13 protein-coding genes and 2 tRNA genes are annotated in these 15,294 nt (G+C 73.1%); 11 read left to right on the top strand and 4 right to left on the bottom strand.

The window, feature by feature from the left end; all coding sequences use genetic code 11:
- Window positions 1-126: 126 nt before the first annotated feature.
- Window positions 127-540, bottom strand: a complete 414-nt coding sequence (locus J5Y05_RS25000; RefSeq protein ID WP_004002642.1) for an SsgA family sporulation/cell division regulator — start codon at window positions 538-540, stop codon at window positions 127-129.
- A 191-nt stretch (window positions 541-731) separates the two neighbouring features.
- On the opposite strand from J5Y05_RS25000, the gene J5Y05_RS24995 reads away from it, so the two are divergent.
- From J5Y05_RS24995 to J5Y05_RS24980, 4 genes are all read left to right on the top strand, one after another.
- Window positions 732-1,187 carry a TIGR02611 family protein gene (locus J5Y05_RS24995; protein WP_210875334.1) on the top strand — a complete coding sequence of 152 codons (456 nt, stop codon included), beginning with the start codon at window positions 732-734 and terminating at the stop codon, window positions 1,185-1,187.
- An 81-nt stretch (window positions 1,188-1,268) separates the two neighbouring features.
- Window positions 1,269-1,340, top strand: a tRNA-Val gene (locus J5Y05_RS24990).
- A 412-nt stretch (window positions 1,341-1,752) separates the two neighbouring features.
- The gene (locus J5Y05_RS24985) at window positions 1,753-2,199 is read left to right on the top strand and encodes an SRPBCC family protein (protein WP_210875333.1); all 447 of its coding nucleotides are present in this window, start codon (window positions 1,753-1,755) and stop codon (window positions 2,197-2,199) included.
- Window positions 2,200-2,238: 39 nt separating this feature from the next.
- Window positions 2,239-2,310, top strand: a tRNA-Val gene (locus J5Y05_RS24980).
- Window positions 2,311-2,356: 46 nt separating this feature from the next.
- Here J5Y05_RS24980 and J5Y05_RS24975 read toward each other — a convergent pair.
- Window positions 2,357-3,103, bottom strand: a complete 747-nt coding sequence (locus J5Y05_RS24975) for an exonuclease domain-containing protein (RefSeq protein WP_210875332.1) — start codon at window positions 3,101-3,103, stop codon at window positions 2,357-2,359.
- A gap of 512 nt (window positions 3,104-3,615) precedes the next feature.
- On the opposite strand from J5Y05_RS24975, the gene thrS reads away from it, so the two are divergent.
- A complete protein-coding gene (gene thrS, locus J5Y05_RS24970) occupies window positions 3,616-5,592 on the top strand; it encodes a threonine--tRNA ligase (RefSeq protein WP_210875331.1) in 1,977 nt (658 codons plus the stop codon).
- A gap of 81 nt (window positions 5,593-5,673) precedes the next feature.
- Window positions 5,674-6,231 (top strand): HIT family protein, encoded by a 558-nt coding sequence (locus tag J5Y05_RS24965; protein ID WP_210875330.1) that lies wholly within the window; start codon window positions 5,674-5,676, stop codon window positions 6,229-6,231.
- Between the two features lie 67 nt (window positions 6,232-6,298).
- Here J5Y05_RS24965 and J5Y05_RS24960 read toward each other — a convergent pair whose 3' ends face one another.
- Both J5Y05_RS24960 and J5Y05_RS24955 read right to left on the bottom strand, forming a co-directional pair.
- Window positions 6,299-7,960, bottom strand: a complete 1,662-nt coding sequence (locus J5Y05_RS24960) for an AbeC-like domain-containing protein (RefSeq protein WP_210875329.1) — start codon at window positions 7,958-7,960, stop codon at window positions 6,299-6,301.
- A gap of 241 nt (window positions 7,961-8,201) precedes the next feature.
- Window positions 8,202-10,457 (bottom strand): elongation factor G-like protein EF-G2, encoded by a 2,256-nt coding sequence (locus J5Y05_RS24955; RefSeq protein ID WP_210875328.1) that lies wholly within the window; start codon window positions 10,455-10,457, stop codon window positions 8,202-8,204.
- 197 nt (window positions 10,458-10,654) lie between these two features.
- On the opposite strand from J5Y05_RS24955, the gene pgsA reads away from it, so the two are divergent.
- From pgsA to pdxS, 5 genes are all read left to right on the top strand, one after another.
- On the top strand, window positions 10,655-11,377 hold the full coding sequence (pgsA, locus tag J5Y05_RS24950) for a phosphatidylinositol phosphate synthase (protein WP_210875327.1): 723 nt from the start codon (window positions 10,655-10,657) through the stop codon (window positions 11,375-11,377).
- Entirely contained in the window at window positions 11,374-12,321 is a 948-nt protein-coding gene (locus tag J5Y05_RS24945; RefSeq protein WP_210875326.1) for a phosphatidylinositol mannoside acyltransferase, read from the top strand. Before pgsA ends, J5Y05_RS24945 begins: the two co-directional genes overlap by 4 nt.
- Window positions 12,318-13,517: a glycosyltransferase family 4 protein gene (locus J5Y05_RS24940; protein ID WP_210875325.1), complete on the top strand. Its 1,200-nt coding sequence runs from the start codon at window positions 12,318-12,320 to the stop codon at window positions 13,515-13,517. Before J5Y05_RS24945 ends, J5Y05_RS24940 begins: the two co-directional genes overlap by 4 nt.
- A 173-nt stretch (window positions 13,518-13,690) precedes the next feature.
- Window positions 13,691-14,233 carry a LemA family protein gene (locus J5Y05_RS24935; protein WP_210875324.1) on the top strand — a complete coding sequence of 181 codons (543 nt, stop codon included), beginning with the start codon at window positions 13,691-13,693 and terminating at the stop codon, window positions 14,231-14,233.
- Between the two features lie 147 nt (window positions 14,234-14,380).
- The gene (pdxS, locus tag J5Y05_RS24930; protein ID WP_210875323.1) at window positions 14,381-15,292 is read left to right on the top strand and encodes a pyridoxal 5'-phosphate synthase lyase subunit PdxS; all 912 of its coding nucleotides are present in this window, start codon (window positions 14,381-14,383) and stop codon (window positions 15,290-15,292) included.
- Window positions 15,293-15,294 lie beyond the last annotated feature (2 nt).

Genomic DNA, 15,294 nt, shown 5'->3' with positions numbered 1-15,294 from the left:
CGCGCGCACCGGCGTCGCCGCGGCGGAGGTCCGCCGCGACGACGCCGGTCTGTGCCCTATGCGGTTGTCCAGGCCCGTGCCGTCACCCCGAGTCGACGGCGACGGGCTGCTTCACGGGGTCCCGCCCTAGCTTTCCGCCAGGATGTGCGAGAGCTCCTGGTCGAGATCGAAGTGCCGGTGTTCCGTGCCGGGCGGCACGGCGGCGTCGGTGCGCTTCAGGAAGGACTCCAGGGCCCGCGCGGGGGCCTCCAGCAGCGCCTCGCCCTCCGGGGAGCTGAGGGCGATGCACACGACGCCCTGGCCGTGACTGCGGGACGGCCAGACCCGGACGTCGCCGGTGCCCGTGGGGCGATGGAGTCCTTCGGCGAGGAGGTCGCGGGCGAACACCCACTCGACGGTCTCCTCGGCTCCGGTGTGGAAGGTGGCGTGCACGGCATAGGGATCGGCCGTGTCGTACCGCAAGCCTGCGGGGACGGGCAGGGAGGACTCGCTCGACACAACGAGGCGCAGGTGCAGCTCGCAGCTGACCGTGGTGTTCATAAGCGCCAGGGCCTTTCGCTCAGTGTGCGCTCGGGGATTCGCACGTCGGCGAAATCGACATGCCACCTACGGTGCCGTTGTAAACCCCTCTGAGTGTTTTGCGTGTCTTTATGTAACCCTTCCGGCCGAGTGATCGTTCGAGGTCCACACCCATTCCGGTGATGCGTTTCGCTTCGGTAGTGTTCGGCCTCATGAACACGGGGAGTGACAGGGATGGTGACCGGAACGCGGAGGCGGACCGGGCGGAGGCGGACGGGGCCGCCTCCGGCGGGCGCGCGCTCGGTTCCCGGGCCCCGGCCTTCGTGCGGGAGCGGCGTGCCCTGCACGTGAGCTGGCAGGTCGCGGTCTTCCTGGTCGGGCTCGCGGTCGTGGTGGCCGGCGTCCTGATGCTGGCGCTGCCCGGACCGGGCTGGGTCGTGATCTTCGGCGGCATGGCGATCTGGGGTACCGAGTTCACCTGGGCCCAGTTGGTGCTGCGCTGGACCAAGCGCAAGGTCACCGAGGCGGCGCAGCGCGCGCTCGACCCGAGGGTGCGGCGCCGCAACATCGTCCTGACCGTGATCGGGACGGTCGTCACGGCCGCGCTGATCAGCGTCTATCTGGCGAAGTTCGGCTTCCGGGCGCCCTGGGCCACAGAAGATCGGTGAGTCCGCGAGCGGGGCGGTGCCGAGTCGTGCGCAGCCGGTCATGAGCACCCCCTGACATGCGGTAATCTTCTTCCTGCGTCCGGGCGATTAGCTCAGTGGGAGAGCGCTTCGTTCACACCGAAGAGGTCACTGGTTCGAACCCAGTATCGCCCACCGGATCGACAGGCGGCCCGGCTCACTCCATGTGAGCCGGGCCGCCTCGTCGTGTGGCCCCGAAGGCTCCGACGAGGAGTTTTTGAATCGGTTCAGCGGTCGCGCGCTCCCGTCCGGGCGCCTCCCGGCACCGGCGGATGGTCACGTTCCGTTACTTCCGGCCGGGGTCCGGCCGGTCGGTCGGGAGGCCCGGCGGCGCCCCGCGCTCCCCGGCGAGTACGCTCCCCGATGCCGGGTCAAGGATGAGTTCCGGCCGTGCGGCGCCCCTCCCGCGGAAGGCCAACGCGCAGGTGATCGGGGCGAATTCGCCGGATACCGCGAGTGACCCCGGATATCTCCGTAAATACGGCGCAAAGAATGTTCCGCGCGTTCTCGATGAACAGGTCGAGGCCGGGCACGGCAGACTGCCCGCGTGGACTGGAACCATTACCGCTTCCGCAGCCTCTGGCCCCTGCCCGCACCGCCCGGCGAGGTGTACCGCGCCCTGGAGCGCGTCGAGGACTACCCGGGCTGGTGGCCCCAGGTGCGCGAGGTCACCCGCCTCGACGACACCGGCGCCGTCCTGCGCATCCGCTCCCTGCTCCCGTACGACCTCACCATCACCCTGCGCGAGGCCGCCCGCTCCCCCGGGGCAGGGGTGCTGGAGGCGGTCCTCGGCGGCGACATGGACGGCCGGGCCCGCTGGACGCTCACCCCCCGGCCGGAGGGCACCCTCGTCCGCTACGACCAGGAGGTCGACCTCCGCAAACCCCTGCTGCGCCGGCTCGCGGTGCCCGGACGGGCGCTGTTCCGGGCCAACCACGCCCTGATGATGCGGTCGGGCCGGCGCGGTCTGACCGCACAACTGGCGGCGGTTTGAAGGAGGGCGGCCGGGACCTGTATGGTTCAGTCCGTTCCCGGGCGATTAGCTCAGTGGGAGAGCGCTTCGTTCACACCGAAGAGGTCACTGGTTCGAACCCAGTATCGCCCACCGGGAAGAGCCGGTCCGTCGATGACGGACCGGCTTTCTCATGTGCTCAGGCCGCCGCCGGCAGGTCCGGCCGCAGCGGCCAGGCCGGGTCCGCCGGCTTGTGCGCCGGGTCCGCAGGCTCCCGCGCCGCGTCCGGCGCGAACCAGGGCCGTGCCCCGCGCACCTGTCCGGCGTGCCACACCGCCTGCAAGGTGTGCAGTTCGGCGGCGGAGAGCGGTTCCAGCCGGGCCGCGTGGCGGCGCCCCACCGCCCGTACCAGCTCCAGCGCGGCCCGCGCGTCGGCCGCCGCGTCGTGGGCCCGCTCCACCTCGACGCCGTAGTGCGCGCACAGGCCGGCCAGGGTGCGCCGGCCCTCCCGGTGCCGGTCGAGATGCCGGTCGAGCACCAGCGGGTCCAGGACGTAGAGCGGCGCCCGGTCCAGCCGCGCGCCCAGCGACGAGGCCCGGTGACGGCGCAACTCCCGGTCGAGCAGCGTCAGATCGAACGGCGCGTTCATCACCACCACGGGGCGTCCGGCGGCGGCCTGCTCGGTCAGCGCCTCGGCGATCTCGTGTATCACCGGCGCCGGCCAGCGGCCGTGGTGCTGGAGGTGCTCCTCGGTCAGCCCGTGCACCGCCGTCGACGCCTCCGGCACCGGCACACCCGGGTTGACCAGCCACCGGGTGACCCGCGGCACCCGTCCGGCGGCGTCCTGGACGACGACGGCCGCCGACACGATCCGGTCGGCCTCGACGTCCACGCCCGTCGTCTCCGTGTCGAAGGCGGCCAGCGGTCCCTCGATCCAGCTCGTCATAAGGCACCCAACTCCTCGCTCACCCACGGGCGCTGACGCGCCTTCCCGTGTCGCCCCGGTAGGACCGGTGATACCCGGGCCGTACGGGCCGTACGCCGGGGCGGCCCAACGGGAGCGCCGGGCAGCGGCGTTCGCGGACGGGACGGGGGAGTACCGGTGCCACGTCCGGCCGTTGAGCGGCAGGCGCCGCGCCTGCCGGGACGGCCGGGCGGGGGGGGGGGGGGGGGGGGGGGGGGGGGGGGGGGGGGGGGGGAGAGAGAGAGCCGTACAAGTGCCGTCCCCGTCTCCGTCTCCGTCCTCGCCGCACCCGGTGGACGGGCCCCCTCCTGCGGGGGTGACCGGAGCCCCCGGGGACCCGCCGCCCCGCCTCCCCCGGGCCCCCGCCCCCACGGGCCGCGCGCGCCCGGCGGCGGGGAAAGATTTCGCGGTGGGCCGTCCCGGGTCGGTACCATCGCCCCCATGCGTGCGCTCCGGTATGGCGCCGCGGCCCCACCTTCAGTCAGGAGAGACCGGTGTCAGACGTCCGTGTGATCATCCAACGCGATTCCGAGCGGGAAGAACGCGTGGTGACGACGGGCACTACGGCCGCCGAGATCTTCGCGGGCGAGCGCTCGGTCGTCGCCGCCCGTGTCGACGGAGAGCTGAGGGACCTCGCGTACGAGATCGCCGACGGCGAGACCGTCGAGGGCGTCGACATCTCCTCCGACGACGGACTGGACATCCTGCGCCACTCCACCGCGCACGTCATGGCCCAGGCCGTGCAGGAGCTGTTCCCCGAGGCCAAGCTGGGCATCGGCCCGCCGGTCCGGGACGGCTTCTACTACGACTTCGACGTCGAGGAGCCCTTCCACCCCGATGACCTCAAGGCCATCGAGAAGAAGATGCAGGAGATCCAGAAGCGCGGCCAGCGCTTCTCCCGCCGCGTCGTGACCGACGAGGCCGCCCGCGAGGAGCTGGCCGACGAGCCGTACAAGCTGGAGCTGATCGGCCTCAAGGGCTCCGCCTCCCACGACGACGGCGCGGACGTCGAGGTCGGCGCCGGCGAGCTGACGATCTACGACAACCTGGACGCCAAGACCGGCGAGCTGTGCTGGAAGGACCTCTGCCGGGGCCCCCACCTGCCCTCCACCCGGAACATCCCGGCGTTCAAGCTGATGCGCAACGCCTCCGCCTACTGGCGCGGCAACGAGAAGAACAAGCAGCTCCAGCGCATCTACGGCACCGCCTGGCCCTCCAAGGCCGAACTCAAGGAGCACCTGGAGTTCCTCGCCGAGGCCGAGAAGCGCGACCACCGCAAGCTCGGTGCCGAACTGGACCTCTTCTCGATCCCCGAGCAGATCGGCTCCGGCCTCGCCGTCTTCCACCCCCGGGGCGGCATCATCCGCCGGGTCATGGAGGACTACTCGCGCCGCCGCCACGAGGAAGAGGGCTACGAGTTCGTCTACACCCCGCACGCCACCAAGGGGAAGCTCTTCGAGACCTCGGGCCACCTGGACTGGTACGCCGACGGCATGTACCCGCCCATGCAGCTCGACGAGGGCGTGGACTACTACCTCAAGCCCATGAACTGCCCCATGCACAACCTCGTCTTCGACGCCCGGGGCCGTTCCTACCGTGAGCTGCCCCTGCGGCTGTTCGAGTTCGGCACGGTCTACCGCTACGAGAAGTCGGGCGTCGTGCACGGCCTCACCCGCGCCCGCGGCTTCACCCAGGACGACGCGCACATCTACTGCACCCGCGAGCAGATGGCCGACGAGCTGGACAAGACGCTCACCTTCGTCCTGAACCTGCTGCGCGACTACGGCCTCACCGACTTCTACCTGGAGCTGTCCACCAAGGACGAGACCAAGTTCGTCGGCTCCGACGAAGCCTGGGAAGAGGCCACCGAGGCGCTGCGCCAGGTCGCCGAGAAGCAGGGCCTGCCCCTCGTCCCCGACCCGGGCGGCGCCGCCTTCTACGGGCCGAAGATCTCCGTCCAGGCCCGCGACGCCATCGGCCGGACCTGGCAGATGTCGACCGTCCAGCTCGACTTCAACCTGCCGGAGCGCTTCGACCTGGAGTACACCGCGGCCGACGGCACCAAGCAGCGCCCGGTCATGATCCACCGCGCCCTGTTCGGTTCCATCGAGCGCTTCTTCGCCGTGCTCCTGGAGCACTACGCGGGCGCCTTCCCGGTCTGGCTCGCGCCGGTCCAGGCCGTGGGCATCCCGGTGGGCGACGCGCACGTGGAGTACCTGCGCGAGTTCGCCGCGGAGGCCCGCCGCAAGGGCCTGCGGGTGGAGGTCGACGCCTCCTCCGACCGCATGCAGAAGAAGATCCGCAACGCCCAGAAGCAGAAGGTCCCGTTCATGATCATCGTCGGGGACGACGACATGCACGGGGGCACCGTCTCCTTCCGCCACCGCGACGGATCGCAGGAGAACGGCATCCCGCGCGACCAGGCGCTGGCCAAGCTCGTCGACGCCGTCGAGCGGCGCGTCCAGGTCTAGACGACGCGGCGCGACAGTACGGCCAGGGCCCCCGGGAGAGCCATCCCGGGGGCCTTGCTCCGGGCCCCCGTGCGACGCCATATGCTGCCTGGTATGACGAGTGAGCCGGAGCAGCAGATCGGGGTGGGGACGCCGGACGCGTTCCAGCGCCTGTGGACACCCCACCGGATGGCCTACATCCAGGGGGAGAACAAGCCGAGCGGCCCCGGGGCCGACGACGGCTGCCCCTTCTGCGCGGTACCGGCCATGTCCGACGAGGAAGGGCTCATCGTCGCGCGCGGCGAGCACGTCTACGCGCTGCTCAACCTCTACCCGTACACCGGCGGCCACCTGATGACCGTGCCCTACCGGCACGTCGCCGACTACACCGAGCTGACCGGGGAGGAGACCGCCGAGCTGGCGCTCCTCACCCAGCAGGCGATGACGGCCCTGCGCGCCGCCTCGGGCGCCCAGGGCTTCAACATCGGCATGAACCAGGGCGCGGTCGCCGGCGCGGGCATCGCCGCCCACCTCCACCAGCACATCGTGCCCCGCTGGGGCGGTGACACGAACTTCATGCCGGTCGTCGGCCACACCAAGGTGCTGCCCCAGCTCCTCGGCGACACCCGCGCCCTGCTGGCCGAGGCGTGGCCCGCCTGAGCGCCGGACCCGACAGCACCGCGCCGGGCGAGGTCCGCCCCGCCCGGCGCCGCCCGCACCCGCGGCCCTACGCGTCGTAGAGGTCGGCCTTCTTCGGTGCCGCGTCCTGCACCGCTCCGCTGAGCGCCGCCGAGCGGGCACCGAACTTGGACGTGTCCACGCCGTTCTCGTCGAGGACGCGGAGCGCGGCCGAGTGCACCGCCCGCAGGACGGGCGTGGCCGCGCGCAGCGCGTCGTCGGCCATGAAGCGGTGCCGCCACGGCTGGTCCGCCCAGGCGTGGCGCAGACCGAAGGGCTCCGGCAGGCCCATCGTGCCGCCGAGCCAGTTGAGCAGCGGCGGATACCAGGTCAGCGGCGCCCGCACCGCGAGCCGCACCACCTCGGTCGCGTTCACCAGCGGAAGCTTGACCGTGCGGCTCTCCCACGGCTTGAACGCCTTCGTGACCGACTTCGACGGGGCCGACGGCTTGGTCGTGAACAGCGAGTTCACCGGGCCCAGGGCGTGGCCGGTGACCTCGATGCGCAGCGTGGAGTGGAGCACCGTCACCGTGATCAGCATCGTGATCACCAACTGGCCGTCCCACAGCGTCCACTGGACGCCCAGGTAGTGCCGGTCGCCCGCGCCGAACTGCTGCTTGTTGCAGATCTCCTGTATGGCGTGCGGCTTGACCTGGTACGCCTCGACGTCCGTGCCGCCCGGACGGGAGACCGAGCCGGCGTTCTCCCCGACCGGCGTGACGATCCAGTGCCGTACGGAGGGCTTCGGGAAGCCGCCCGTGTTCAGCGGGCCGCGCTCCAACTGGGCGAGCTGGTCGTGGATGGACCGTATGACGTCCCAGCTCCGGAAGGGGTGGATCTCCCGGTCCGGGTCGGCGGGGACCAGCTCCTCCGCGAGCTGCCAGCTTCCCCAGCGGGTGCCCATCCCGAGGATGCCCTTGGGGCCCGCGTAGAAGACCGAGTTGGACTGCTGCTCGGCGCTCAGCTTCGCCAGCGACTGGCGCAGTTGTTCGGCGGCGGTCTCGTTCGGGTTGCTGGGGACGGCCTCGGGCACCTTGGCGCCGATGCCGCTGCCGGAGAGCAGCCCGTCCCAGCGCTCACGCAGGTCCCTGGCGGTCGCCTCGCAGATCCGCTTGGCCAGGAACCAGCCGGCCACGGGCATCACCACGGCCGCCCGCGCGTACCAGGCCCAGAAGCCGGCGAACGGCATGTTGATCAGGAACAGCACGGCGAGGACGCCGATCGCGGCGAGCACCGCGGTGCCGAGGCTCCCGGCCCGCTTGTTCTGCGCCTTGGCGACGGTGGTGCGGATCTGGAACCCCAGCAGCCACACCAGCATCCCGGGCAGGAAGAGCACACCGCACAGGAGGATCACCGTGGTCAGCTTGTTGTCCCGGGCCTTGCGGATGCCGTTGGCGGCCAGGCAGTGCTCGACCACCACCTGCGGCTCGGTGCCGAAGGACTGGATGAGCGCGTTGCGCCCGCCGCCCAGCATGCGGGCGATCACCGCGTTGGAGAACGCCTCGCCCAGGTTGGGACGGAAGATCGTGGCCCACGAGCGGCCGGCGTTGACCGAGGTCTTGTGCCAGTCGTTGTCGGCCTTCTTGATCTCCTCCATCTCGTTGTCCCGGTACGCGGCGGAGGCCAGCGCGAAGGTGGGCGCCTGTCCTCCGGCCCCCGCCCGCGGAACCTGCGGTCCGAAGAAGTCCGCGAACCCGCCGTCAGCGCTCATTCCCGCCCCCGATCGCCACCACTGCTGCTCCTCGGGCCTTCCCGACTTCCCTGCCTCGCACACCTGTTGATCAGGTCATCAGCGTATCCGCCGGTGGGGCCGCGCGTCGGGGGACGGCCAAAGCCGCCCCCGGATGCGCCCGTTGACCCCGAGGTGCGCCCCTCGCGCGCCGGGCGGTGGCACCCGGAGGCGCCCCCCGCCGACGCCCGTCAGGACACGGGTCCGTCACGCCACCGCCCCGTCAGGACGCCGCGCCCACCGCCTCGCGCAGTCGCTCGGCGATCTGCGGCGGCACCGGTTCGTGGCGCACGTACCGGCGGCCGAACCGCGCGGTGCCGTGCGAGAGGGAGCGCAGGTCGACCGGGTACCGGCCGATCTCCGTCTCGGGGACCTCTGCGCGGACCAGGGTCCGGCCGCCCCCGGTCTGCTCGGTGCCGAGCACCCGCCCGCGCCGCCCCGACAGATCGCTCAGCACGGCGCCCACGTAGTCGTCGGCGACCAGGACGCTCACCTCCGCCACCGGTTCCAGCAGCAGGATGACGGCGTCCGCGGCAGCCTCCCGCAGGGCCAGCGCCCCGGCCGTCTGGAAGGCGGCGTCGGAGGAGTCCACCGAGTGCGCCTTGCCGTCCAGCAGCGTCACCCGCACGTCGGTCAGCGGATGACCGGTGGCGACCCCGCGGGCCGCCTGGGCGCGCACGCCCTTCTCGACCGACGGGATGAACTGGCGCGGCACCGCGCCGCCCACCACCCGGTCCACGAACTCGACGCCCGAGCCGGCCGGCAGCGGCTCCACCTCGATCGCGCAGATCGCGTACTGCCCGTGCCCGCCGGACTGCTTGACGTGCCGCCCGCGCGCGGACGCCCGCCCTCCGAAGGTCTCCCGCAGCGCGACCCGGTGCGGCACCACGTCCACCTGGACGCCGAACCGGCCGCGCAGCCGCTCCAGCGCGACGTCCGCGTGCGCCTCGCCCAGGCACCACAGGACCACCTGGCGGGTGTCCCGGTTCTGCTCCAGCCGCATCGTCGGGTCCTCGGCGACCAGCCGGGCCAGCCCCTGCGAGAGCCGGTCCTCGTCCGCCTTGCCGTGCGCCCGGATGGCGAGCGGCAGCAGCGGGTCCGGCATCTCCCAGGGCGCCATCAGCAGCGGGTCGTCGCGGGCCGAGAGGGTGTCCCCGGTCTCCGCCCGCCCCAGCCGGGCCACGCACGCGAGGTCACCGGCGATCACCTCGGCGACCGGCCGCTGCTGCTTGCCGAAGGGCGTGGTCAGCGCGCCGACCCGCTCGTCCGCCTCGTGCAGCTCGCCGTCCCCGCCGTGGTCGCCGGTGCCGCCGGTGCCGCCGCCGGCCCGGCCGTCGCCGTGGCCGTTGCCGGACGGACCGTGCCCGAGGACGTGCACCGTCTGGTCGGCGCGCAGGGTGCCGGAGAAGACGCGGACCAGGGAGATCCGGCCCACGTACGGGTCGGAGGACGTCTTCACCACCTCGGCGACCAGCGACCCGTCCGGATCGCAGGCGCGCAGCTCGCGCGGCGCTCCGCCGGGCGTCGTCAGCGGCGGCACGGTGCGCTCGCGCGGGGTCGGGAACCCGCCGGTGACCAGCTCCAGCAGCTCGACCGTGCCGAGCCCCTGCCGGGCCCCCTCGGCGGCGGGGGCGGCGGCCAGCACCGGGAAGAACGTCCCCCGGGCCACCGCCCGCTCCAGGTCCTGGACGAGCGTCTTGAGGTCGACGTCCTCGCCGCCGAGGTAGCGCTCCATGAGGGTCTCGTCCTCGCTCTCCGCGATGATCCCCTCGATGAGCCTGGCGCGGGCCTCCTCGATCAGCGGCAGGTGCTCCGGACCCGGCGCGGACTCGGTGCGCTCCCCGGCGGAGTAGTCGTACAGCCGCTGCGAGAGCAGCCCCGTCAGCCCGGTCACGGGCGCGTGCCCGTCGGGTCCGGCGGGGCCGCGCAGCGGCAGGTGGAGCGGGAGCACGGCGTCGGGGTCGTCGGCGCCGAACGCCCGCGCGCACAGCCGGGTCATCTCCTCGAAGTCCGCCCGCGCGGCCTCCAGGTGCGTGATCACGATGGCCCGGGGCATGCCGACGGCCGCGCACTCCTCCCAGACCACGCGGGTCGGGCCGTCCACGCCGTCGGCGGCCGAGACGACGAAGAGGGCCGCGTCCGCCGCCCGCAGACCGGCCCTCAGCTCCCCGACGAAGTCGGCGTACCCGGGGGTGTCGAGGAGGTTGATCTTCACTCCGTCCCAGGTGACCGGCACCAGGGAGAGCTGGACCGAGCGCCGCTGCCGGTGCTCGATCTCGTCGTAGTCGGAGACGGAGCCGCCGTCCTCGACGCGGCCCGCCCGGTTCACCGCCCCCGCGGTCAGCGCGAGCGCCTCCACCAGGGTCGTCTTGCCCGCTCCGGAGGGGCCGACCAGCACCACGTTCCGTACGGACGCGGGATGGCCGGCCGATGTCGCCCTGCCGGCGGCTCCGGGGTGGGTGTGTGCCTTGTCGCCCATGTCCTTGCCTCCCGTGCACGGTGAGGTCGCTGGGGGCGCGGACGGGCGGGCCGCGTGCACCGGCGGCTCCGGCGACGCCCGCGGTACTTCGAGCTTTCCACTCCCGTCATCCCGCGTCCATACGACGGGCCCGATCCCCGTCCCTGCGCCGGGACGGGCCCGGGTACCGCCGTCGGCCGCGCCGCCGCGTGACTACGATGGGCCAGCCGGTGGCCAGCAGGGGCCGCGCGGCGACACCGACCTCCGGGAAGGCCATGCTGAACAAGTACGCGCGTGCATTCTTCACGCGTGTCCTCACACCGTTCGCCGCGTTTCTCATCCGCCGGGGCGTCAGCCCGGACACGGTCACCCTGATCGGCACGGCCGGTGTGGTCGCGGGTGCGCTGGTCTTCTACCCCCTGGGAGAGTTCTTCTGGGGCACGGTCGTGATCACCCTCTTCGTCTTCTCCGACCTCGTCGACGGCAACATGGCCCGCCAGCTCGGCCGGTCCAGCCGCTGGGGCGCCTTCCTGGACTCCACCCTGGACCGGGTCGCCGACGGCGCGGTCTTCGCCGGCTTCGCCCTCTGGTACGCGGGCCGCGGTGACGACACCCTCCTGTGCGCCGTCGCGATCTTCTGCCTCGCCAGCGGCCAGGTGGTCTCGTACACCAAGGCGCGCGGCGAGTCGATCGGGCTGCCGGTCGCCGTCAACGGGCTGGTCGAGCGGGCCGAGCGGCTGGTGATCTCGCTGGTCGCCGCCGGTTTCGCCGGTCTGCACAAGTTCGGCGTGCCCGGTATCCAGTACCTGCTGCCCGTCGCCCTGTGGATCGTCGCCGTCGGCAGCCTCGTCACGCTGGTCCAGCGGGTCGTCACCGTCCGCCGCGAGTCCGCCGAGGCGGAGGCGGCCGAGGAGGGCCAGGGCTCCGAGGCGGCCACGTGAGCGCCCGGGACCGGCTGACCGACGCCCTGTACGGAGCCGGCTGGGGCGCGGTCAAGAGGCTCCCCGAGCCCGTCGCCGTCCGCCTCGGCCGCACCATCGCGGACGCCGCCTGGAAGCGGCGCGGCGCGGGTGTGCGCCGGCTGGAGGGCAACTACGCGCGCGTGCTGCCCGACGCGGGCCCCGGGGAACTGGCCGCGCTCTCCCGCGCGGGCATGCGCTCCTACCTGCGCTACTGGATGGAGTCCTTCCGCCTCCCGGCCTGGGGCGTCGAACGCATCGAGTCCGGTTTCGCCCCCAAGGACCTGCACCACCTGACCGACGGCATGGCCGCCGGCAAGGGCGTCGTCCTCGCCCTGCCCCACCTGGCCAACTGGGACCTGGCGGGCGCCTGGGTCACCACGCACCTGGGCATCCCCTTCACCACGGTCGCCGAGCGCCTCAAGCCGGAGAGCCTCTACGACCGCTTCGTCGCCTACCGCGAGGGCCTGGGCATGGAGGTCCTCCCGCACAGCGGCGGCACCGCCTTCGGCACCCTCGCGCGGCGGCTGCGCGAGGGCGGCCTGGTCTGCCTGGTCGCCGACCGCGACCTGTCGGCCTCCGGCGTCGAGGTCGAGTTCTTCGGCGCGAGTGCCCGGATGCCCGCCGGACCCGCCCTGCTCGCCCAGCAGACCGGCGCGGCGCTGCTGCCGGTCACGCTCTGGTACGACGACTCCCCGGTGATGCGGGGCCGGGTCCACCCGCCGGTCGAGGTCCCCGAGCGGGGCACGCGGGCCGAGCGGACCGCCGTGATGACGCAGGCCCTCGCCGACGCCTTCGCCGGCGGCATCGCCGAGCACCCGCAGGACTGGCACATGCTCCAGCGCCTGTGGCTCGCCGACCTCGACCCCGCGAAGGCGCCGGGCGCCCGGGGCGGGGACGGCGCACCGGAGCGGGGTGCCCCGTGAGGATCGGCATCGTCTGCCCGTACTCCTGGGACGTCCCGGGCGGCGTCCAGTTCCACATCCGGGACCTCGCCGAGTACTTCCTGCGGCTCGGCCACGAGGTGTCCGTCCTCGCGCCGGCCGACGACGACACCCCGCTGCCGCCCTACGTCGTCTCCGCCGGCCGCGCGGTGCCGGTGCCCTACAACGGCTCGGTGGCCCGGCTGAACTTCGGCTTCCTGTCGGCGGCCCGGGTACGGCGCTGGCTGCACGAGGGCGCCTTCGACGTCATCCACATCCACGAGCCGACCTCGCCCTCGCTGGGCCTGCTGACCTGCTGGGCGGCGCAGGGCCCGATCGTGGCCACCTTCCACACCTCCAACCCGCGCTCCCGCGCGATGATCGCCGCGTACGCGATCCTCCAGGCCGCGCTGGAGAAGATCAGTGCCCGGATCGCCGTCAGCGAGTACGCGCGCCGCACCCTCGTCGAGCACCTGGGCGGGGACGCCGTGGTGATCCCGAACGGCGTCGACGTCGACTTCTTCGCCAAGGCCGAGCCCCGCCCCGAGTGGCAGTCCGACGAGGCGCGGGGCCTCACCGGCAAGGAGGCGGGCGGCACGATCGGGTTCATAGGCCGCATCGACGAGCCCCGCAAGGGACTCCCGGTGCTCATGCGGGCCCTGCCGGAGATCCTCGCCGCCCGGCCGGGGGCCCGGCTGCTGGTGGCCGGGCGCGGGGACGAGAAGGAGGCGGTCGCCTCCCTGCCGGCCGGGCTGCGTTCCCGCGTCGAGTTCCTCGGCATGGTCAGCGACGAGGACAAGGCGCGCTTCCTGCGCAGCGTCGACCTGTACGTGGCGCCCAACACCGGTGGGGAGAGCTTCGGCATCATCCTCGTCGAGGCCATGTCGGCGGGCGCCCCGGTCCTCGCCTCCGACCTGGACGCCTTCGCGCAGGTCCTGGACCAGGGCGAGGCCGGCGAGCTGTTCCCCAACGAGGACGCCGGCGCGCTGGCCGCCGCGGCGGTACGGCTGCTGGGCGACCCGAAGCGGCGGGCCGGGCTGCGGGAGCGGGGCAGCGCGCACGTGCGGCGCTTCGACTGGTCGACGGTGGGCGCGGACATCCTCTCGGTCTACGAGACGGTGACGGCGGGCGCGGCGGCCGTTGCCGCCGACGAACGGGCCACGGGCCTGCGCGCCCGCCTCGGGCTGGCACGGGACTGACCCGGGGCCGGCTCGGTTCCGGCCCGGGACCGAGGGGACGCGGGGGCGGCGGCGCGCGTGGTGGTCCGGGTCTTCCGCCCGGCCCGCCGGCCCGCGTCCGGTGCCCCCGCGCTCCGGGGGACCCGTGAGGCGTCCGGCCGGCTCCCCGGGACGCACCGGTAGCCTTGCCGCCCGTGACCGCAACCCTGATCTGGACCCTGGCCGTCCTCGTGGCGATCGGCCTGTACCTGAGCTGGACGGCGGGCCGCCTGGACCGGCTCCACGCCCGGATCGACGCCGCCCGCGCCGCGCTCGACGCGCAACTGCTGCGCCGGGCCTCCGTCGCCCAGGAGCTGGCCACCTCGGGCGTCCTCGACCCCGCCGCCTCCATCGTCCTGTACGAGGCCGCGCACGGGGCCCGGCAGGCCGAGGAGGAGCACCGGGAGGTCGCCGAGAGCGAGCTGACCCAGGCGCTGCGGGCGGTGTTCGAGGAACCGGCGCAGGTCGACGCCGTCCGCGAGGCGCCCGGGGGAGAGGAGGCCACCCGGGAACTGGCCGAGGCGGTCCGCCGGGTCCCGATGGCCCGCCGCTTCCACAACGACGCCGTGGGCGCCGCCCGCCGCCTGCGCGAACACCGCAAGGTGCGCTGGTTCCGGCTGGCCGGACACGCGCCCTTCCCGCTGGCCTTCGAGATGGACGACGAGCCCCCCGCCGCCCTCGTCGACCGCGCCGCCTGAACCCGGTCCACCCCGGGCGGGCACGGGTCCCGCGCCGCCCCCGGCCCGGGAAAACGAGCCACCGCCTGACCGGTGGCCCTTGTTGTGGACTGGTCGGGTCGCGTTTGCTCGTGTCGCACCAGACCACTTCCCCTCAGCGAGGTACCCGTGTCCGACTCGTTCTCCGACAACCAGGCCACCGAGACCGGCACCGCCCGCGTGAAGCGCGGCATGGCCGAACAGCTCAAGGGCGGCGTGATCATGGACGTCGTCACCCCGGAGCAGGCGAAGATCGCCGAGGACGCGGGTGCCGTCGCCGTCATGGCCCTGGAGCGGGTCCCCGCCGACATCCGCAAGGACGGCGGCGTGGCCCGGATGTCCGACCCCGACATGATCGAGGGCATCATCGAGGCGGTCTCCATCCCCGTGATGGCCAAGTCCCGCATCGGCCACTTCGTCGAGGCCCAGGTCCTCCAGTCCCTCGGCGTCGACTACATCGACGAGTCCGAGGTGCTGACCCCGGCCGACGAGGTCAACCACTCCGACAAGTGGGCCTTCACCGCCCCCTTCGTCTGCGGCGCCACCAACCTCGGCGAGGCCCTGCGCCGCATCGCCGAGGGCGCCGCGATGATCCGCTCCAAGGGCGAGGCCGGCACCGGCAACGTCGTCGAGGCCGTCCGCCACCTGCGCCAGATCAAGAACGAGATCGCCCGCCTGCGCGGCTACGACAACAACGAGCTGTACGCCGCCGCCAAGGACCTGCGCGCCCCCTACGAGCTGGTCAAGGAGACCGCCGCGCTCGGCCGCCTCCCGGTCGTGCTCTTCTCCGCGGGAGGCGTCGCCACCCCCGCCGACGCCGCGCTCATGCGCCAGCTCGGCGCCGAGGGCGTCTTCGTCGGCTCCGGCATCTTCAAGTCCGGCGACCCCGCCAAGCGCGCCGCCGCCATCGTCAAGGCGACCACCTTCTACGACGACCCGAAGGTCATCGCCGACGCCTCCCGCGACCTGGGCGAGGCCATGGTCGGCATCAACTGCGACACCCTCCCCGAGACCGAGCGCTACGCCAACCGCGGCTGGTAAGC

Source organism: Streptomyces tagetis (assembly GCF_018069565.1).
GTDB classification, from domain to species: domain Bacteria; phylum Actinomycetota; class Actinomycetes; order Streptomycetales; family Streptomycetaceae; genus Streptomyces; species Streptomyces tagetis.
The sequence above is the reverse complement of the archived record's forward strand: the minus strand, read 5'-3'. Positions and strand labels throughout refer to the sequence as shown.

Excerpts from the sequence above, each read along its gene's own strand:
- J5Y05_RS25000 (WP_004002642.1), bottom strand. The coding sequence starts at position 540 with ATGAACACCACGGTCAGCTGCGAGCTGCACCTGCGCCTCGTTGTGTCG.
- J5Y05_RS24975 (WP_210875332.1), bottom strand. The coding sequence starts at position 3,103 with ATGACGAGCTGGATCGAGGGACCGCTGGCCGCCTTCGACACGGAGACG.
- J5Y05_RS24955 (WP_210875328.1), bottom strand. The coding sequence starts at position 10,457 with ATGGGCGACAAGGCACACACCCACCCCGGAGCCGCCGGCAGGGCGACA.
- J5Y05_RS24965 (WP_210875330.1), top strand. The coding sequence starts at position 5,674 with ATGCTGCCTGGTATGACGAGTGAGCCGGAGCAGCAGATCGGGGTGGGG.
- J5Y05_RS24995 (WP_210875334.1), top strand. The coding sequence starts at position 732 with ATGAACACGGGGAGTGACAGGGATGGTGACCGGAACGCGGAGGCGGAC.
- J5Y05_RS24960 (WP_210875329.1), bottom strand. The coding sequence starts at position 7,960 with ATGAGCGCTGACGGCGGGTTCGCGGACTTCTTCGGACCGCAGGTTCCG.
- pgsA (WP_210875327.1), top strand. The coding sequence starts at position 10,655 with ATGGGCCAGCCGGTGGCCAGCAGGGGCCGCGCGGCGACACCGACCTCC.